The organism is Nocardiopsis flavescens, assembly GCF_900141985.1.
GTDB lineage: Bacteria > Actinomycetota > Actinomycetes > Streptosporangiales > Streptosporangiaceae > Nocardiopsis > Nocardiopsis flavescens.
This window is the reverse complement of record NZ_FQZK01000001.1, coordinates 864,094-880,153: the sequence shown is the minus strand read 5'-3', so window position 1 is coordinate 880,153 and position 16,060 is coordinate 864,094. Positions and strand designations below refer to the sequence as shown.

The following is a 16,060-nucleotide window of genomic DNA, read 5'->3' as shown; positions in this document are numbered from 1 at the left end:
GCCCGCTCCCCCCGCCGGTGCGCCCGCCCGCCGGACCCCGGCCCGGCGCGGGTCCCCGCGCCACCGCGTCAGTAGAGCTTGCGGAGCACCAGCTCCAGGGAGAACTCCACGTGGAGGCGGGCGACCTCCTGGGCGGCGTCGGCGTCGCGCGCGAGCAGGGCGTCGATCAGCCTCCCGTGCTGCTGCGAGGAGGTGCGCAGGTCCTCCTGGTCGTAGAGCGCGGCGATCCTGCGGTTGAAGTGGAACAGCCGGTGGTCGCGGATGGTGGCCAGCATCCGCGCGTTCCCCGACGCCCCCGTGATGAGGTCGTGGAACCCGTCGTTGGCCCTGGCCCGCTCGGGCAGCACCATCATCGACTCGTTGGTCATCGCCTGCCGCTGCGCGGCGATCTCCTCCAGCTGCCCGTCGGTGGCGCGCTGGGCCGCCAGCCGCGCCGCGTGCGACTCCAGCGCGGCCCGCACCCCGTAGATCTCCGTGACCTCCTCGGGGGTGAAGACGTGCACCACCCAGCGGCGCCTGCGGGACACGACCAGCCCGTCGACCGCCAGCCGCTGGATGGACTCCCGCACGGGGGTGCGCGAGACGCCGAGCCGCTGCGCGAGCTCGTCCTCCACCAGGGGCGAGCCCGGCGGCAGGAGGCCGTCGGTGATCTCCGCGCGCAGCGCCTCGTAGACCTCGGCGGAACGCAGCCGCGGGTGTCGCGTGGTCATCGGGCTCCTCCTGATGCGGGGTGAAGGGGATGGCCGGGCGGGGCCGCCGAACGCGTCCGGCGGCCCCGCCCGGCGAGAGGGGTGTCCCTCTCAGTACACCGGACGTTCGGCGTCCCCCGTCAGCCCGCGGTCCCAGGCGGGGACGGGAGGGGCGAAGTCGATCATGTGGGGCACCCGCACGTCGGCGTAGAAGGGCCGCGGGTTCGCCGCGAAGTCCGCCAGGACCGCGTCCAGCGCCTCCACCGACTCCACCCGCGCCCCCTCCATGCCGTTCGCCGCCGCCACGGCCACCGCGTCCACCGGCCCCGGGTCGACGCCGAAGTACCGGCCCCCCGTGTAGAGGTGCTGGAGCATCTTGATCCAGCCCATGGAGTTGTTCGTGAGCTGCACGAACAGCACGGGCAGGCGGTGGCGGACCACCGTCTCCAGCTCGCCGCAGGCCATGGAGAAGCTGCCGTCGGCGGTCACGGACACCACCGGCAGGCCCGGCCGGGCCTTGGCCACGCCCACGGCGGCCGGGATCGCGTAGCCCATGGGGCCGTGGCCCCGCGGGATGACGGTGCGGCGGCCGGGGGAGTCCTGGGTCCAGAACGCGGCGACGTTGGGGGTGGGGGTGCCGGGGTCGGCCACGACGGTGGTGCCCTCGGGCAGGACCGCGCGGATGCGCTCCACGACCGGCCGGGGGTAGAGGATCCCGGGGGCGAACTCGTCCCCGTCGGTGCGCGGGGTGGCGGCGGCGCGGGCGGCGGCGGCGCGCTCCTCGCGCTCGGCGCGGGCGGGGCCCTCCACGCGCCGCACCTCCCCGGCCAGCTGCCGGAGCACCTCGGCGCAGTCGCCGACCAGCCCCAGCGAGCCGGGGAAGTTGCGCCCGGCCCGCCCCCGCTCCACGTCGATCTGGATCACCGAGGCCGTGGTCCGGTTCGGCGCCGTCCAGCTGTTGGTGTCGGTGGCGTTGCCGCGCGTGCCGACCAGCAGCACGACGTCGGCCCCGGCCACGAGGTCGTTGGCGCCCGGCTGGCCCGAGTTGTTGCCGACGATGCCCACGTTCCACGGGTCGGAGGTGGCCACCGCGCCCTGGCCGTGGATCGTGGTGGCGACCGGCAGCGCCAGCGCGTCGGCCAGCGCCGCCAGCTCCCCGTGCGCGTCGGACAGGTGGACGCCGCCGCCCGCGACCACGGCGGGACACGCGGCCTCCTCCAGCAGCCGGGCCGCCGCGGCGACCGCGCCGGCGTCGGCGACCGGGCGCGCCGAGGGCACCCGCGCCCCGGGGGCGCCGACCTCGACGGGGGCGTCGGTCAGCTCCTCCAGCAGGTCCTCCGGGACGATCACCGCGACCGGCGCGGGGCGGCCGGTGGTGGCCTCGTGCAGCGCCTGCGCCACGGCCCCGGGGATCTCGTCGGCCGACTCCACCATGGTCCGCCACTTGGTGACGGCGGTGAACAGGGCGACCTGGTCGATCTCGGTCAGCGCCCCGGTGCCGCGGCTGGAGGTGTGGATGTCGGAGGTGATGAGCAGGACGGGGATGCCCGCCGCGTAGGACTCGCCCAGGCCGCCCACGACGAAGGTGGTCCCCCCGCCGCTGGAGACCTCCACGACCCCCACCCGGTTGGACACTCGGGCGTAGCCGTCGGCCATGGAGGCCGCGTGTCTCTCGTCCCGGGCCAGGACGTGCTCGATGTCGCCGGTGCGCCCGTGCAGCGCGTCGTAGAACACGACGCCGGTGTCGCCCGGCACGCCGAACAGCGTCGTCACCCCGTGGGCGACCAGCGCGTCCACCAGCGCGTCCGCGCCCCTGCGCGGGGCGGGCCGGTCGGCGCCCGGGATCGTGTCGGTGCTCGTGGTGGTCATCGTTCCCCCTCATCACGGCCCGCGCTCGCGCGCGGGTCGGTCGGTGCGGTCAGGTGGCGCAGCGCCAGCGCGCCCAGCAGGCGCGCCATGTCGCCGACCACGGAGTCGTCGAAGAGCGCGGTGGGGGCGTGGTTGCCCGCGACACCGGCCCCCGGGTCGGTGCCGCGGGCGGCGGCGCCCATGTAGGCGAAGGCGCCGGGGACCCGGGCGAGGATCTCGGAGAAGTCCTCCGAGCCCGTGCGCGGGTGTTCGAGGGTGACGTAGCGGTCGTCGCCCAGGAGGGCCCGCGCCTCGCCGGCCAGCAGGTCCGCCGAGACCGGGTCGTTGACGGTGGGCTCCATGACCCGGCGCCAGGTCACCCGGGCCGCGATGCCGTGGGCGGCGGCGATCCCCTCGACCAGCGCGGGCAGCTCCCGCGCGACGCGCTCGGTGGTCTCACGGCCGAAGCTGCGCACCCCGGCGCGCAGGGTCACCGTGTCGGGCACGACGTTGGGGGCCGCGCCGCCCTGGAGCTGGCCCACGGTCAGCACCACCGGGTCGAACGCGTCGAACCGGCGGTCCACGTAGGTGTACAGCGCCGTGACGATCGCGGCGGCGACGGGGACCGGGTCGGCGCCCTCGTGCGGCCGGCCGCCGTGGGCGCCCAGGCCCACGACCTCGGCCTCCAGCACGGAGTAGCCCGCCATCACCGGCCCCGGCCGCCCGTGGACCACGCCGTGGGGCAGGTCCGCGATGGCGTGCAGGGCGTAGGCGGCGGCCGGCCGCTCGCCGGAGACGTCGAGCAGCCCGTCCTCGATCATCGCCCGGGCTCCGCCGTGCCCCTCCTCCCCGGGCTGGAAGGCCAGGACGACGGTGCCCGCCAGGTCGGCGGAGCGCGCGGACAGCAGCCGGGCGGCGCCCACGAGCGCGGCCATGTGCAGGTCGTGGCCGCAGGCGTGCATGGTCCCGGCCGGGGCCGCGTAGGGCAGCCCGGTCCGCTCGGTGAGCGGCAGGCCGTCCATGTCCGAGCGGAGCAGGACGGTGGGGCCGGGGCGGGCGCCGCGCAGCACGGCGGTGACGGAGGTGCACCTGCTCCCCTCGACCAGCTCCACCGGCAGCCCGGCCAGCTCGCCGACCAGGGCGTCGCGGGTGCGCGGCAGGTGCAGGCCGACCTCCGGGACGGCGTGCAGGCGGCGGCGCAGGGCCACCAGTTCGGCGTCCAGGCCCCCGCTCACGGCCGCTCACCCGCCCGGAGCCGCGGCAGCACGTCGGCGACCACCTCGGCGAAGACGTCCGGGTCGTGCGGCCCCCGGAGCGGGAACGGGAACATGAACTCGGTGATGCCGATGTCGGCGTACCGCCCGACGGTGTCGCGGAAGGCCTCCACGGAGGTCCACGGCTCGTCCCGGGTGAAGGCGAGCATGAAGGAGCGGGCGACCGAGGCCGGGTCGCGGCCGATCCGCTCGCACTCGCGGTCCAGGACGCGCGACAGCTCCGCGGTCCGGCGCAGGCTCTGCTCCGCGGTCGGGGGGCCGTCGCCGCCCAGCTGCGAGAACGGCGTCCCGTAGCTGTTCCACACGTCGGCGTGGGGGGCGGCGGCGCGCAGCGCGGCAGGGCCGTGCGCGGCCACCAGCAGCCGCACCCCGCCGGGCCGGACCGGCCCGGGGGCGGTGGGCCCGTGCGTGCGGTGGTACACGCCGTCCACGCCCTCGCGGGAGCCGTCCAGGACGGCGCGGACCACGCGCGCGTACTCGGCCAGGCGCGGGGCCCGCTCGCGTGCGGGCACCGCCTCCCCGCCCGCCACGGCCAGGTCCGCGGCGTTGCCGCCGGAGCCGATCCCGGCCACGGCCCGGCCGCCGGACATGTGGTCCAGGGTGAGGGCCTGCTTGGCCAGGACCGCGGGGTTGTGCCGGCCCATGGGGCTGACGAGCGTGCCGACGTCGACCCGGCGGGTCGAGGCGGCCATGCCCGCGGCCATCATCCACGCGTCCAGGCGGGGGCGCGTGGCCGCGCCGTCGTCGCCGACGGCGCTCCACAGGTGGTCGCCCGCCCACAGGGCGTCGAAGCCGGCGTCCTCGTGCCCGCGCCAGCGCCGTGTCAGCTCCTCCCACGGCGCGGCGTCGTAGGTCATGAGCCCGAACCTGAGCCCGGTCATCGTGCGTCTCCCGTCGTCGTGGCCCCCGCCGCCCCCGAGGGCTCCCCCAGTGCCGCGGCGAGCGCCGTGTCGAGCAGCGCGTCCGTCACCCGGCCCGCCCCGGCGGCCCGGTCCAGCGCGAGGTAGAGGTCGCGGTAGGCGCGCGGGCGCCCGGCCGCGGGCACGCGCTCGTTCACGGCGTCGACGAGGCGCCGCTGCACCCCCTGCGGCCACCGGTCGTCCGCCGCCTCCCGGGCGGGGCCCAGGGAGAAGCGGGTGCCGCCCGCGGGGGCGTGCGGCCCCGCCGCGTCCCGTCCGCGGTCGGCCGGGTCGCCCAGGCCCCCGCCGCCGGGCGTCTCGATCCGCAGCAGGTCGCCCGCGCGCAGCCGCACGGTGCCCACCCGCCCCAGGTCGCGCTCGCCGGGGCCGCCCGGGTTGAGCGTGGCCCGCGTCCCCTGCCCGGGCTCCCCGCCGTTGACGCCCCAGGGCTGGAGCGCCATCCGCTCCAGCCCGCGCACGGCGAAGGTCACCCCGTCCTCCAGGCAGCGCAGGGACACGACCAGCCCGTCCCCGCCGCGCCAGGCCCCGTCGCCCCCCGAGCCCCGCCGGTAGCGGTACTCCTCGACCAGGACGGGCACCTCGTCCTCCAGGACCTCGTTGGGCACGTTGCGCAGCCAGCCGCCCATGTAGCTGGTGCCGTGCAGCCCGTCGCGGCCCGGGCGCCCGCCCGAGCCGCCGGTGAGCGGCTGGCCCACGGAGACCCGCGGGCGGCCGTCCGCGCCGGTGTAGGAGATGGCGGCGATGGCCACCGCGCCCGCGCCCGTGGCCATGGCGCTCTCGGGCCGGGCCTGGGCCAGGCAGGCCACGACGAGGTCCATGACGCGGAAGAACACCGCGGCGCGCACCCCGCACGGCGCCCCGGGGCCCGGGTTGAGGACCGACCCCTCGGGCAGCAGCGCGCTCAGCGGGCGCACCAGGCCGGAGTTGTAGGGGACGCCCCGGTCGTGCGAGTAGATCCAGTTCACCAGCGCGAACGCCAGCATGTAGTGGCCGGGCTCGTCGCCCGTGTGGAGGTTGACCGCCTCCAGGACCTGGGGCGAGGTCCCCGCGAAGGACAGGTGCGCGGTCCGGCCGCGCACGGTCAGCTCCAGGCTCAGCCGGACCGGGGGCACCTCCACGCGCGGCGTGCCGTCGTCGCCGGTGCCGTCGACGCCCTCGATGTAGTCGACGAACCGGTAGGTGCCGTCGTCGAGGTCGCCGAGCATGTCCCCGGCGCGGCGCTCGGCCGTGTCGAGCAGGTCGGCCATCGCGTCGCGCACGGCGCGCACCCCGAAGGACGCCACGATCTCGTCGAGCCGCCGCTGGGCGGTGCGCAGCCCGGCGACCTGCGCCTCGATGTCGCCCCGGTTCTGGTCGGGGACGCGGGTGTTGCGCGTGACCAGGTCGAGCACGCCGCGGTCGGGCTCGCCCGCGTCCACCAGGCGCACCGGCGGGACGAGGACGCCCTCCTGGTGGATGTCGGTGTGCCCCCAGTCGATCGACCCCGGCACGCTCCCGCCGATGTCGGAGGAGTGCACGAAGCTGAACGCGTAGGCGATGACCTCCCCGTCCGCGTACAGCGGGGCCCACGTCCACAGGTCGGGCAGGTGCGTGACCAGGCCCCCGGTGGCGTCGGGGTCGTTGCTCAGCCCGATGTCGCCGGGCCGGTAGGGCGCCAGCGACGCGATGGCCGCCCGCGCGGGGATGCCGATCATGAGGTTGCCGGAGATGCGGCGGGGGGCGGCGAACACCTCTCCCTCCGGGGTCACCAGGCAGGTGCCGAAGTCCGCGGTCTGCTTCACGAACACGCTGAAGCTGGTCCGCCGGATGTTCTCGGCCATCTCCTCGACCACGGCGGAGAAGCGCTGCGCGAGGATCTCCAGGTCGACGGGGGAACTACGCACGCTCGGTCCTCTCCTCGCGGTCGTTCGCGCGGATGCGCAGGTCGGCGGCCCCGTCGACCACGGCGGTGAACCCGCTGGGGACGTAGACCGTGGTGTCGGGCGCCGTGACCACGGCGGGGCCGCGGAACCGCGTCCCGGGGGCCAGCGACGGGCGGCGCAGCACGACGGCCTCGCGGGGCTCACCGCCCTCCACCACCCGGTGCGGGATCCGCTCGGCGGCGCGGCCGGTCCCGGCGGCCGTGTGTCCGGCCATGCGCGAGGACGCCGTGAGCCCCACCCGCAGGCTGCGCACGTCGAGCGCGCCCTCGCCCGGGTCGACGCTGTACGCCTTGCGGTAGGCCCGGGCGAAGGCCGTGCGCAGCGCGCCGACCGAGGGCTCCGCGCCGTCGGGGAGCACGATGGGCAGGGTGAACGACTGCCCCTCCAGCTGCACGTCCGCCCACCGGGTGACGTGCACGGACGGGTGCAGCGCGTTCTCCTGCGCCGCGTACCAGGCGCGGGCCCGCGCCTCCAGCTCCTCCCAGCCGCGGACGAGGGAGGCGTCGGTGACCGGCCGCGGCGCGGGCGCGACCACGTCGGTGCGCAGGTCCGTGGCCAGGGCGCCGTAGGCGCACAGGGTGCCGGGCGAGGCCGGGACGAGCACCTCGGCGGTGTTCAGGGCGCGTGCCAGCAGGGCCGCCTGCACCGGCCCGGCCCCGCCGTAGGCGACCAGGGTGAACCCGCCCGGGTCCACGCCGCGCTGGGCGCACATGGGCACGAGCTGGGCGTGCATCATGGCGGTCGCGACCGCCACGGCCGCCTCCGCGGCCTCCTCGACGGAGGTGCCCAGCGCGGCGGCGACGGGTGCGAGCGCCCGCCGCGCGGCGCCGGCGTCCAGGGGCACCCCGCCCTCGGCGAAGTCGGACGGGTCGAGGTAGCCGCACACGGCGTAGGCGTCGGTCAGCGTCGGCTCGGTGCCCCCGCGCAGGTACGCGGCCGGCCCCGGGAAGGCCCCGGCGCTGCGGGGCCCCACCTTGAGCACGCCGGCGGCGTCCACCCGTACGATCGAGCCGCCCCCGGCGCCGATGGAGGACACCTCCACTGAGGGGATGATGAGGGGGAGGTCGCCCAGGGAGCTCTCGGTCGAGTACGGCACGGCGCCGTCGACGATCGCGCAGTCCACGCTGGTCCCGCCCATGTCCATGGTGATGAACCGGTCGGTCCCCGCGGCGCGCGCCGTGCGCGCGGCCCCGGCCACGCCCGAGGCGGGGCCGGACAGCAGCGTCTCCACCGCGGCGCGCAGCACCTCGCCGGGCTCGTGGACGATGGACGCCACCCCGCCGTTGGACTTGGTGATGTGCAGCGGGCAGTCCAGCCCGAGCGCGCGCAGCTCCCGGACGAGGTGGTCCAGGTACCCCTCCAGCGCCCGCCCCACGTGGGCGGCGAGCACGGCGACGATGCCCCGCTCGTACTCGCGCTCCTCGGGCCACAGCGCCGAGGAGCAGGCCACCGGCAGGTCCGGGTGGGCCTTGAGGACGGCCTCGCGCGCGGCCCGCTCGTGCGCGGGGTGGCGGTGCCCGTGCAGGAACACCACGGCGATCGCCTCGACCCCGGAGGCCACCAGGTCGTCGGCCGCGGCGGCGACCTCGGCCGCGTCCAGCGGCCGCACCTCGCGCCCGTCGGCGCTCACCCGCGCGGAGACCTCCCGCACGTCCTCCCGGGCCACCGGGGAGCGCCGCGGCTCGGCGAACAGGTCGATGGGGTCCTCCAGCCGCAGCCGCCCGATGTCGAGCAGGTCGGGGAAGCCGCGGGTGACCAGCAGCCCCACCCGGGCGCCGGACCGCTGGAGGACGGTGTTCAGGGCGAAGGTCTGGCCGTGGGAGAAGTACTCGACCTGGTCGGGCCGTACCCCGGCCTCGTCCAGCACGGCCCGGACGCCGGAGACGACCGCGCGGGCCGGGTTGTCCGCGTCCGAGGGCACCTTGGCCGAGCGCAGGTCCCCGGTGCGGGGGTCGGCCAGCACGATGTCGGTGAAGGTGCCGCCGACGTCCACGCCGAGTCGGTAGCGCGGTGCGGGGGTCATGTGCGTGCTCCTCTGTTCAGGCGTCCGCCCGCGCCGAACAGGCCGGACCGGCGCAGGGCGAGCGCGGTCAGGCCCGCCAGCAGCAGCGAGCCGACGATCATCAGGCTCGACACGGCGGAGGTGGTCGGGTCCTGGTTCTGCTCCAGCCGCAGGAAGATGGCGACCGGCAGGGTGGTGACACCGGGGGGCATGAGGAAGACCGAGGTGTCGACCTCGTCGAACGAGGTCAGGAACGCGAAGACCGCGGCGATGGCCAGCGGCATCCGGATCTGGGGCAGGGTGACGCGCAGGAACACCTGGGAGGACGAGGCGCCCAGGTCCCGGCCGGCCTCCTCCAGCGACGGGTCCAGGTTCGCCAGCCCGCTGCCCACGAGGGCGACGACGAACGGGAGCAGCAGCAGGACGTGGGCCAGGGCGACCCCGCCGACCGTCCCGTAGGCGGTCGGGAACACCGACGCGTACAGGACGAAGAACCCGAAGCCGGTGACGACCCGCGGCATGCTCAGCGGGGCGACGAACAGCGACCGCAGCACCCCGGTGCCGGGCAGGCCGCCGCGCGCGATGACGTAGGCGGCGGGCACGCCCAGGGCCAGGGCCACGGCGGTCGCCACGGCCGCCACCTGCACGGAGTACACGAACCCGATGCGGAACGGCTCGTAGGTGACCGCCTCCTGGAGCCAGCGCAGGGTGAACCCCGACGGCGGTCCGGTGAGCACGTGGTCGGTGCTCACCGAGGCGACGAGCACGATCAGCAGGGGCGCGGTGATGAAGACGACGCACGCGGCCAGCCAGCAGGTCCGCAGCGCGCGTTGGAGCACGGTCATCGGGTCACCCTTCCGCCGCCCACCAGGCGGGCCGCCAGGCCGAACACGCTCAGGACCAGCAGCGCCAGCACGAGCAGGATCACCGCCTGCGCCGCAGCGGTGGGCCACTGGAGCAGCTGGATGTTCTGGTAGATGGTCTGCGCCAGCACCGTCACGCGGCCCCCGCCCAGCAGCGCGGGCGTCGCGAACGCGCTGATGGTGAGCGCGAAGACGAGCTGGGCGCCGCTGAGCACCCCCGGGACGGTGAGCGGCAGCAGCACCCGGGTGAACCGGCGCAGCGGCCCGGCCCCGAGGTCGGCCGCGGCCTCGCCCAGGTCCGCGGGCACCGACCGGATGGAGGCCAGGATCGGGAAGACCGCGAAGGGCAGCTCCACGTGCACCAGGGCGATCACGACGCCCGGCTCGTGGTAGAGCCAGCCCTCGAAGAGCGGGCCGAGCGGGCCCCCGTCGCGGAGCAGCATCGCCCACCCGTAGGTGCGCACCACCACGCTGACCAGGATCGGCGAGAACACCACGAACAGCAGCGCGGCGGCCTGCCAGCCCCGGCGCACCGTGTGGATGCACCAGGCCAGGGGGTAGGCGATGAGGACGGTCAGCACGCTGACCGTCACGCCCAGGCGCAGGGTGGTGCCCACGACCGACCACGTGTAGCCGTCGCCCAGCACGGACCGCCAGGTGCCCCAGTCCAGGGTGGCGACCAGCGCGGCGGTCTGCTCGGTGCGGGCGCTGTAGGAGAGGAGCAGCGCGATGATCGAGGCGAAGACCAGGACGAGGTAGGCGGTTCCGGGCGCGATCAGCGCCGCCGCCGCGCGGCGCGCCCTCATGCCGCGGCTTCCGTGTCCCGGGCCGGGATGCGCACCACGGCGTCGGGGTCGAAGGCCAGGCCGACGGTGTCCCCGGCCTGGACGCGGGTCCCGGCGGGCAGCTCCGCGAGCAGCTCGCGGCCGGACTCGTTGGTCAGGCCGATCCGCAGGGTGCGCCCGGTGAAGCCCACCGTGACGACCCGCGCGGTCCCCGCCGACTCCGGGGCGCCGGGGTCGACGAGGCGGATCCGCTCCGGCCTCACGGCCAGGGCCGACACCAGGTCCGCGTCCACCCCGGGGAAGAACACGTGGTCGGCGCGGGCCCCGCCGCGGTCGGCGGCCAGGCCGGTGAACACGTTGTTCTCCCCGATGAAGTCCGCGACGAAGCGCGTCGCCGGGGCCTCGTAGAGGTGCTCGGGCGCGGCGGCCTGCTCGATGCGCCCGGCCCGCATGACGGCGATCTCGTCGGCCATCTCCATGGCCTCGGCCTGGTTGTGGGTGACGCAGACGAACGTGGTGCCGGTCTCCTGCTGCCAGCGCTTGAGCTCGCGCCGCATGTGCAGTTGCAGGCTCAGGTCCAGGGCGCTGAGCGGCTCGTCCAGCAGCAGCACGTCGGGGCGCTTGACCAGCGACCGGGCGATCGCCACCCGCTGGCGCTGGCCGCCGGAGAGGGTCTGGGGCATCCGGTCGGCGAACTCGCCCATCGCCACCAGTTCCAGGCTCTCCTCCACGCGCTCGCGCGCCCGCGGCCCCCGGACCCCGGCGCTGCGCAGCCCGAAGTCGATGTTGTCCCGGACCGACATGTGCGGGAACAGCGCCCCGCTCTGGAAGACCAGGTTGGTGGGCCTGCGGTGCGCGGGGGTGGCGGTGTGGTCCCTGCCGCCGATGAGCACCCGGCCCTCGTCGGGGGTGTCGAGCCCGGCGATCAGGCGCAGCAGGGTGGTCTTGCCGCAGCCGGACGGGCCCAGCAGGCAGTAGAAGCTGTTCTCCGGGATCCGGAGCGACACGCGGTCCAGGGCCGCGGTGCCGTCGAACCGGCGGACGAGGCCGACGGCCTCGACCGAGCTGGCGTGCGGTGATCCCATCAGATGTTCGCCTTGACCTCGTCGTTCCAGGCGGTCGTGGCGTCCTCGGTCGACGCGACGAGCCCGGACCAGTCGATCTGGATGGCGGCCTCCACGGTCTCCAGCTGGAACCCGGGGCGGTCGGCGTAGGACTCGCCCAGGGCGGCGCCCTCGACCAGGGGGATGGTGCCGGTCGCCTCGCAGTAGGCGCTGACGTTGTCGGGGGTGAAGATCTCGTTCATCAGCCCGGCGGCGGCCCGGACCTGGTCGTCGCCGGAGCCGGCGACGATCTGGAAGCCCTCGGGGAAGGCCATGACCCCCTCCTCGGGGATCGCGAACCCGATGGGGTCGCCGTCGCGGATCCAGGGCTCGGCCACGCCCTGGAACCCGGGCGCCAGCACGACCTCGCCGCTGATCAGCTGCTGGCGCAGCTGGTCCAGGGAGGAGATGAAGCCGTTGAACTGCCCGTCGCGGGCGGCCCGCGCGAACACGTCGATCCCGGGGCCGAAGTCGGTCTCGCTGCCGCCGTTGAGCAGGGAGATGACCGGCAGCGCGTTGACGCCGAACGCCGGGGCGTCCCAGGTGGTCACCTTGCCCGCGTACTCGGGGTCGAAGAGCTGCATCCAGCCCGCGGGAGGCTCGGGGAACGCCTCGGTGCTGTAGATCAGGCCCATCGCGTCCATGACCATGTACGCGCCCAGGCGGTCCTCGACCCGGTAGTCCTCGAAGACCAGTTCGGTGTTGGTGACCGAGTCCGGGACCGGGAGCCACAGGTCGCTGTTGGCGCCGGTGGCGAAGGACTGGGCGTTGAAGAACCCGAGGTTGAGCAGCGGGTTGTCGGGCGAGACCTGCACCGAGCTGACCAGCCGGGGGAAGGTGTCGGCGTTGGTGCCCTCGATGTAGGAGATGTCGATGTCGTTGGCGGCGGCGTACTCGTCGCCCACCCGGCGCGGGACCTCGCCCTGGGCCCCCGCCCAGTGGAACATGGTCAGCGACGTCCGGCCCCCGGAGGAGCCGCCGGGAGCGCCGCAGGCGCTGAGCAGGGCCGCGGCGCCGGTGGCGGCGCCGAGCCCGAGGAAACCGCGGCGGGGGATTGCGTGGGCACTCATCTGGCTTCTCCTCGCTGATGTGTGGGGGGTGTCCGAGCTGTCGCGCGACGCCGGTGTCGCCTCACCATCTCGTATGCAGCTTCGCATACGAAAGGGCATGCGAAAAGTGGGAGACGGGGCGGCAACCGTTTCGGAACAGGGTTTTTACATCTTTACGGGGAGGCCGTGGCCCCGGACGCGCGGCCTCGCGCGGGCGCGCGGACCCCGCGCCGGGGCGCCGGGCCGGGGGATCCGGCGGTCGGACCCCCTGCGCCCGGCCCTGTGCCGGGGCGGCGCAGCGGCCTCCGCGCCGTTCGGCGACTCGGCCGTCCGGGGCGGGCGGGTCCGGCGGCGCGGTGATCGCGTATCGCCGGTGGGACACGTGGTCCGGGGGTGTCGGAGGGGCGGCTGTGCCGGGTGGGGCGCCCCGTTCGGGCAGGGCGCGTGGTGGTGACCCGGCGGGACCGGGGCCGTCTCTCAGTGGGACGAACGGCCGGGGATCGGCGGGCCGGGGGACACGGTGATCGCGTATCGCCGGTGGGACACGTGGTCCGGGGGTGCCGAAAGGGCGGCTGTGCCGCGCGGGACGGGTGTCCGTCCGGGGCCCGCCGGGCGTCAGCCCATCCACATCCCGCCGTTGACGTCGATCACGGCCCCCGTCACCGAGGCCGCGCTCGGCGAGCACAGCCAGGCCACGGTGCCCGCGATCTCCCGGGCCGCGGTCATCCTGCCCAGGGGCACCCCGGCGAGCAGGTCCCGGGTCTGGTCCTGTGTCAGCCGGTCCACCATCGGCGTGCGCACGGGGCCCGGCGCGACGGTGTTGACACGGATCCCGCGCGGCGCGAGGTCCTTGGCCAGGTGGCGCGCCAGGCCCGCGATCCCGGCCTTGGCCGCCGCGTAGGCGGGACCGGAGAGCCGGTTGCCGCCGTGCCGCCCGTTCACCGAGCCGAACAGCACGACCGAGGCCCCGTCGCGCAGGGCGGGGACCACCGCCTGGGACACGGCCATCGCCGACACCAGGTTGTCCTCCAGCACCCGGCGCCACTGCTCGGGCCCCTCGTCCCCGATGCCCCCGGACCCGACGGACCCCGCGGCGTGGACCACGTTGTCCAGGGGCCCCGCGTCCGCGATCAGCCGGCGGACCAGGTCCGGGTCGCAGGCGTCGTGGCCCCGGGCGCGGTCGACCACCACGATCCGGTGCCCCGCGCCCTCGAACTCCTCGACGCAGGCCCTGCCGATGCCGCCGTCGCCGCCCACCACCAGTGTCGTCGCTCCCATGGGCGCCCATTAGTCCACGAGCCGTGCCGTTCTGGCAAGACACAGGGGCGCGGGAGCCGCCGTTGCCCTATCCTCGGGTGACATGTCCGGCCGCCCGTTCCTGACGATCCGAGGTCCCTCATGAGCACCCCGCCGGCGTCGCACGCTCCCGCCGACCACGCGGACGACCGCCAGGGGGCCAACGGAGTCCACCGGGCGCTCCAGATCATCTTCGCCGTCGCCGAGGCCGAGGGCCCCGACATGGGCGTCTCGGAGCTGGCGCGTTCGCTGAACCTCAGCAAGACGGTCGTGCACCGGGTGGTGCGGACCCTGGTCGACGACGGCTTCTTCCAGATGGACGAGCGGACCCGGCGCTACCGGCTGGGGCCGGCCGCGGTGAGCGTGGGCCTGTCCGCCCTCGCCCGTATGGAGGTGCCCGAGATCGTGCGCCCGCACCTGGAGGCCCTGGTCGACCACAGCTCGGAGACCGCCACCTTCTCGGTCCGCTACGGGGACAAGCGCATGTACCTGTCCCAGGTGCTCTCCCCGCAGGAGATCCGGATGGCGGTCCCGCTGGGCAAGCTCTTCCCCCTGCACATCGGCGGCTCGTCCCGGGCGATCCTGGCCGGCATGGCCCCGGAGGAGCTGGACCGCCACCTGGAGCGCGCCCTCCCCGGGGAGGGGAACGCGCCGGAGCGGGCGCGCATCGCGGACGAGGCCGCCGCGGTCCGCGCCCGGGGCTTCACGGTCAGCGCGGGGGAGCGCCAGGCCGACGCCGGCTCCGTCGCCGCCCCGGTCTTCGACGCCCGCGGCCAGGTGTACGGCTCCCTGTCGGTGTGCGGCCCCCTCAACAGGGTCCGCGACGAGCGCGCCCTCGCGCTGGGGCCCGTGGTCGTGGAGGCCGCGCGCGCGGTCTCCGCCGGACTGGGCTTTCGCGCCCCGGCCTGACCGCCCGGCCCGCCGGGCCCTGCGAGCGCCCGACCGTTCGACCTCCCTGCCCCCCTGACCACCCGGTCCGCCCGGCCCCCGGGCGTCCGGCGGCGCGGCCGTCCCGGCCCCCGCACGGTCCCGGCCCTCCCGCAAAAGACACCCTGCGTCACCTCCGGCCCGGCGGACACGGCCGCGGGTGCCCGCGCGCAGGAACGCGCATCGCCCACCGGAACGCCTTTCCCGCCCTCCGGGCCCGGGAACGCCCTTCGTTACGGGCCGTATTGTCACACTAATGCGTTCCTATCAGCGGAACGTCAATCTTTGCGTGAAATTTCTTCCCTTTTGTGTTTTTCTGTACTGCGAGTGTCGCGGCAGGTCACGTCACTCCATGTGTCTGCTTTGTTCATTTTTGCGAGGTTTCCCCAGGAGGAAACGCGAGTTTAACGACGGAAGTCCGAAAAGGAGGACTTCTCCCTTGACCCCTTCCGGGGCACCGGCTTAGCCTGTGACTCAAGAGGAACAGCGTTTCTCTGAGCGGAACACTTGCTGGTGTCTGGGAGGTACATATGGCTGCGGTGTCCGAAGTGGCACGAGCGGACCTGCGTCGGTTGCGCCACCGCCGCCTGCTGGAATCGCGCTGGATCCTCTGGATCACCACCCCCGTGCTCCTGCTGCTCCTGCTGGGGGCGTGGAAGCTCTACACGGTCGTCTCGGGGGTCAGCGCCCTCACCGTGCCGCCGCCCGAGGCCGTGGGCCGGGCCCTGTTCGAGCTCATGGGCCGCAGCATGCTCTACGAGGCGGCCTACTACACCTTCTACTCGACGGTGATGGGCTTCCTCATCGCCGTGGTCGTCGGTGTGGGCCTGGGCATCGTCCTGGGCAAGCTGCACCTTCTGGAGAAGGTCTCCGCACCCTTCCTCGTGGCCACCCAGGTGGTGCCCAAGGTCGCGATCGTCCCGCTGGTCCTGCTCTGGTTCGGTTTCGGCATCGCCTCCAAGATCTTCATGGCCGCGGTCATCTCGTTCTTCGTGGTCATGCAGAACACGATCCTGGGCATCCGCTCCATCGACCCCGGCCACCGCGACCTGATGAAGGTCATCCAGGCGCCCTGGTGGAAACGGGTCATCTCCCTGGACATCCCCTCCTCCCTGCCCTTCGTGCTGACGGGGATCGAGCTGGGGGTCGTCTTCGCCATCACCGGTGCCATCGTGGGCGAGTTCCTCGGCGGAGACGACGGCCTGGGCGCCCTCGCCGTCGTGATGCTCGCCGGCCTGCGCACCGACCAGCTCTTCGCCACGGTGATCGTGATGACCCTCATGGGGTTCGTCCTCTACGCCGTCGTCTCGGCGATCCGCAGGTTCGCCATCCCCTGGCACGAATCATCGGGGCGAGTCACCTCGCTCTGAGAAAACCGAGGA

General features: G+C 74.8%; 13 protein-coding genes. 2 read left to right on the top strand and 11 right to left on the bottom strand.

The window, feature by feature from the left end:
- Positions 1–68: 68 nt before the first annotated feature.
- From BUE45_RS03985 to BUE45_RS03935, 11 genes are all read right to left on the bottom strand, one after another.
- Positions 69–710, bottom strand: a complete 642-nt coding sequence (locus BUE45_RS03985) for a GntR family transcriptional regulator (RefSeq protein WP_073374983.1) — start codon at positions 708–710, stop codon at positions 69–71.
- Positions 711–800: 90 nt separating this feature from the next.
- Positions 801–2,558 carry a thiamine pyrophosphate-binding protein gene (locus BUE45_RS03980; RefSeq protein WP_073374979.1) on the bottom strand — a complete coding sequence of 586 codons (1,758 nt, stop codon included), beginning with the start codon at positions 2,556–2,558 and terminating at the stop codon, positions 801–803.
- Positions 2,555–3,772: a M20 metallopeptidase family protein gene (locus tag BUE45_RS03975; protein WP_073374976.1), complete on the bottom strand. Its 1,218-nt coding sequence runs from the start codon at positions 3,770–3,772 to the stop codon at positions 2,555–2,557. Before BUE45_RS03975 ends, BUE45_RS03980 begins: the two co-directional genes overlap by 4 nt.
- On the bottom strand, positions 3,769–4,692 hold the full coding sequence (locus BUE45_RS03970) for an LLM class flavin-dependent oxidoreductase (protein ID WP_073374972.1): 924 nt from the start codon (positions 4,690–4,692) through the stop codon (positions 3,769–3,771). Before BUE45_RS03970 ends, BUE45_RS03975 begins: the two co-directional genes overlap by 4 nt.
- Positions 4,689–6,614 (bottom strand): hydantoinase B/oxoprolinase family protein, encoded by a 1,926-nt coding sequence (locus tag BUE45_RS03965; protein WP_073374967.1) that lies wholly within the window; start codon positions 6,612–6,614, stop codon positions 4,689–4,691. Before BUE45_RS03965 ends, BUE45_RS03970 begins: the two co-directional genes overlap by 4 nt.
- Positions 6,607–8,676, bottom strand: a complete 2,070-nt coding sequence (locus tag BUE45_RS03960; RefSeq protein WP_073374963.1) for a hydantoinase/oxoprolinase family protein — start codon at positions 8,674–8,676, stop codon at positions 6,607–6,609. The genes BUE45_RS03965 and BUE45_RS03960 overlap by 8 nt, the downstream gene beginning before the upstream one ends.
- Positions 8,673–9,500 (bottom strand): ABC transporter permease, encoded by an 828-nt coding sequence (locus BUE45_RS03955; RefSeq protein WP_073374960.1) that lies wholly within the window; start codon positions 9,498–9,500, stop codon positions 8,673–8,675. The genes BUE45_RS03960 and BUE45_RS03955 overlap by 4 nt, the downstream gene beginning before the upstream one ends.
- Positions 9,497–10,324, bottom strand: a complete 828-nt coding sequence (locus BUE45_RS03950) for an ABC transporter permease (protein ID WP_073374956.1) — start codon at positions 10,322–10,324, stop codon at positions 9,497–9,499. The genes BUE45_RS03955 and BUE45_RS03950 overlap by 4 nt, the downstream gene beginning before the upstream one ends.
- A complete protein-coding gene (locus BUE45_RS03945) occupies positions 10,321–11,388 on the bottom strand; it encodes an ABC transporter ATP-binding protein (RefSeq protein WP_073374953.1) in 1,068 nt (355 codons plus the stop codon). Before BUE45_RS03945 ends, BUE45_RS03950 begins: the two co-directional genes overlap by 4 nt.
- Positions 11,388–12,476: an ABC transporter substrate-binding protein gene (locus tag BUE45_RS03940; protein WP_073374949.1), complete on the bottom strand. Its 1,089-nt coding sequence runs from the start codon at positions 12,474–12,476 to the stop codon at positions 11,388–11,390. Before BUE45_RS03940 ends, BUE45_RS03945 begins: the two co-directional genes overlap by 1 nt.
- Positions 12,477–13,070: 594 nt before the next feature.
- A complete protein-coding gene (locus BUE45_RS03935; protein ID WP_073374946.1) occupies positions 13,071–13,733 on the bottom strand; it encodes an SDR family NAD(P)-dependent oxidoreductase in 663 nt (220 codons plus the stop codon).
- Positions 13,734–13,853: 120 nt separating this feature from the next.
- On the opposite strand from BUE45_RS03935, the gene BUE45_RS03930 reads away from it, so the two are divergent.
- Positions 13,854–14,660: an IclR family transcriptional regulator gene (locus tag BUE45_RS03930; RefSeq protein WP_073374944.1), complete on the top strand. Its 807-nt coding sequence runs from the start codon at positions 13,854–13,856 to the stop codon at positions 14,658–14,660.
- A gap of 566 nt (positions 14,661–15,226) precedes the next feature.
- Positions 15,227–16,048: an ABC transporter permease gene (locus tag BUE45_RS03925; protein ID WP_245832755.1), complete on the top strand. Its 822-nt coding sequence runs from the start codon at positions 15,227–15,229 to the stop codon at positions 16,046–16,048.
- Positions 16,049–16,060: the final 12 nt, after the last annotated feature.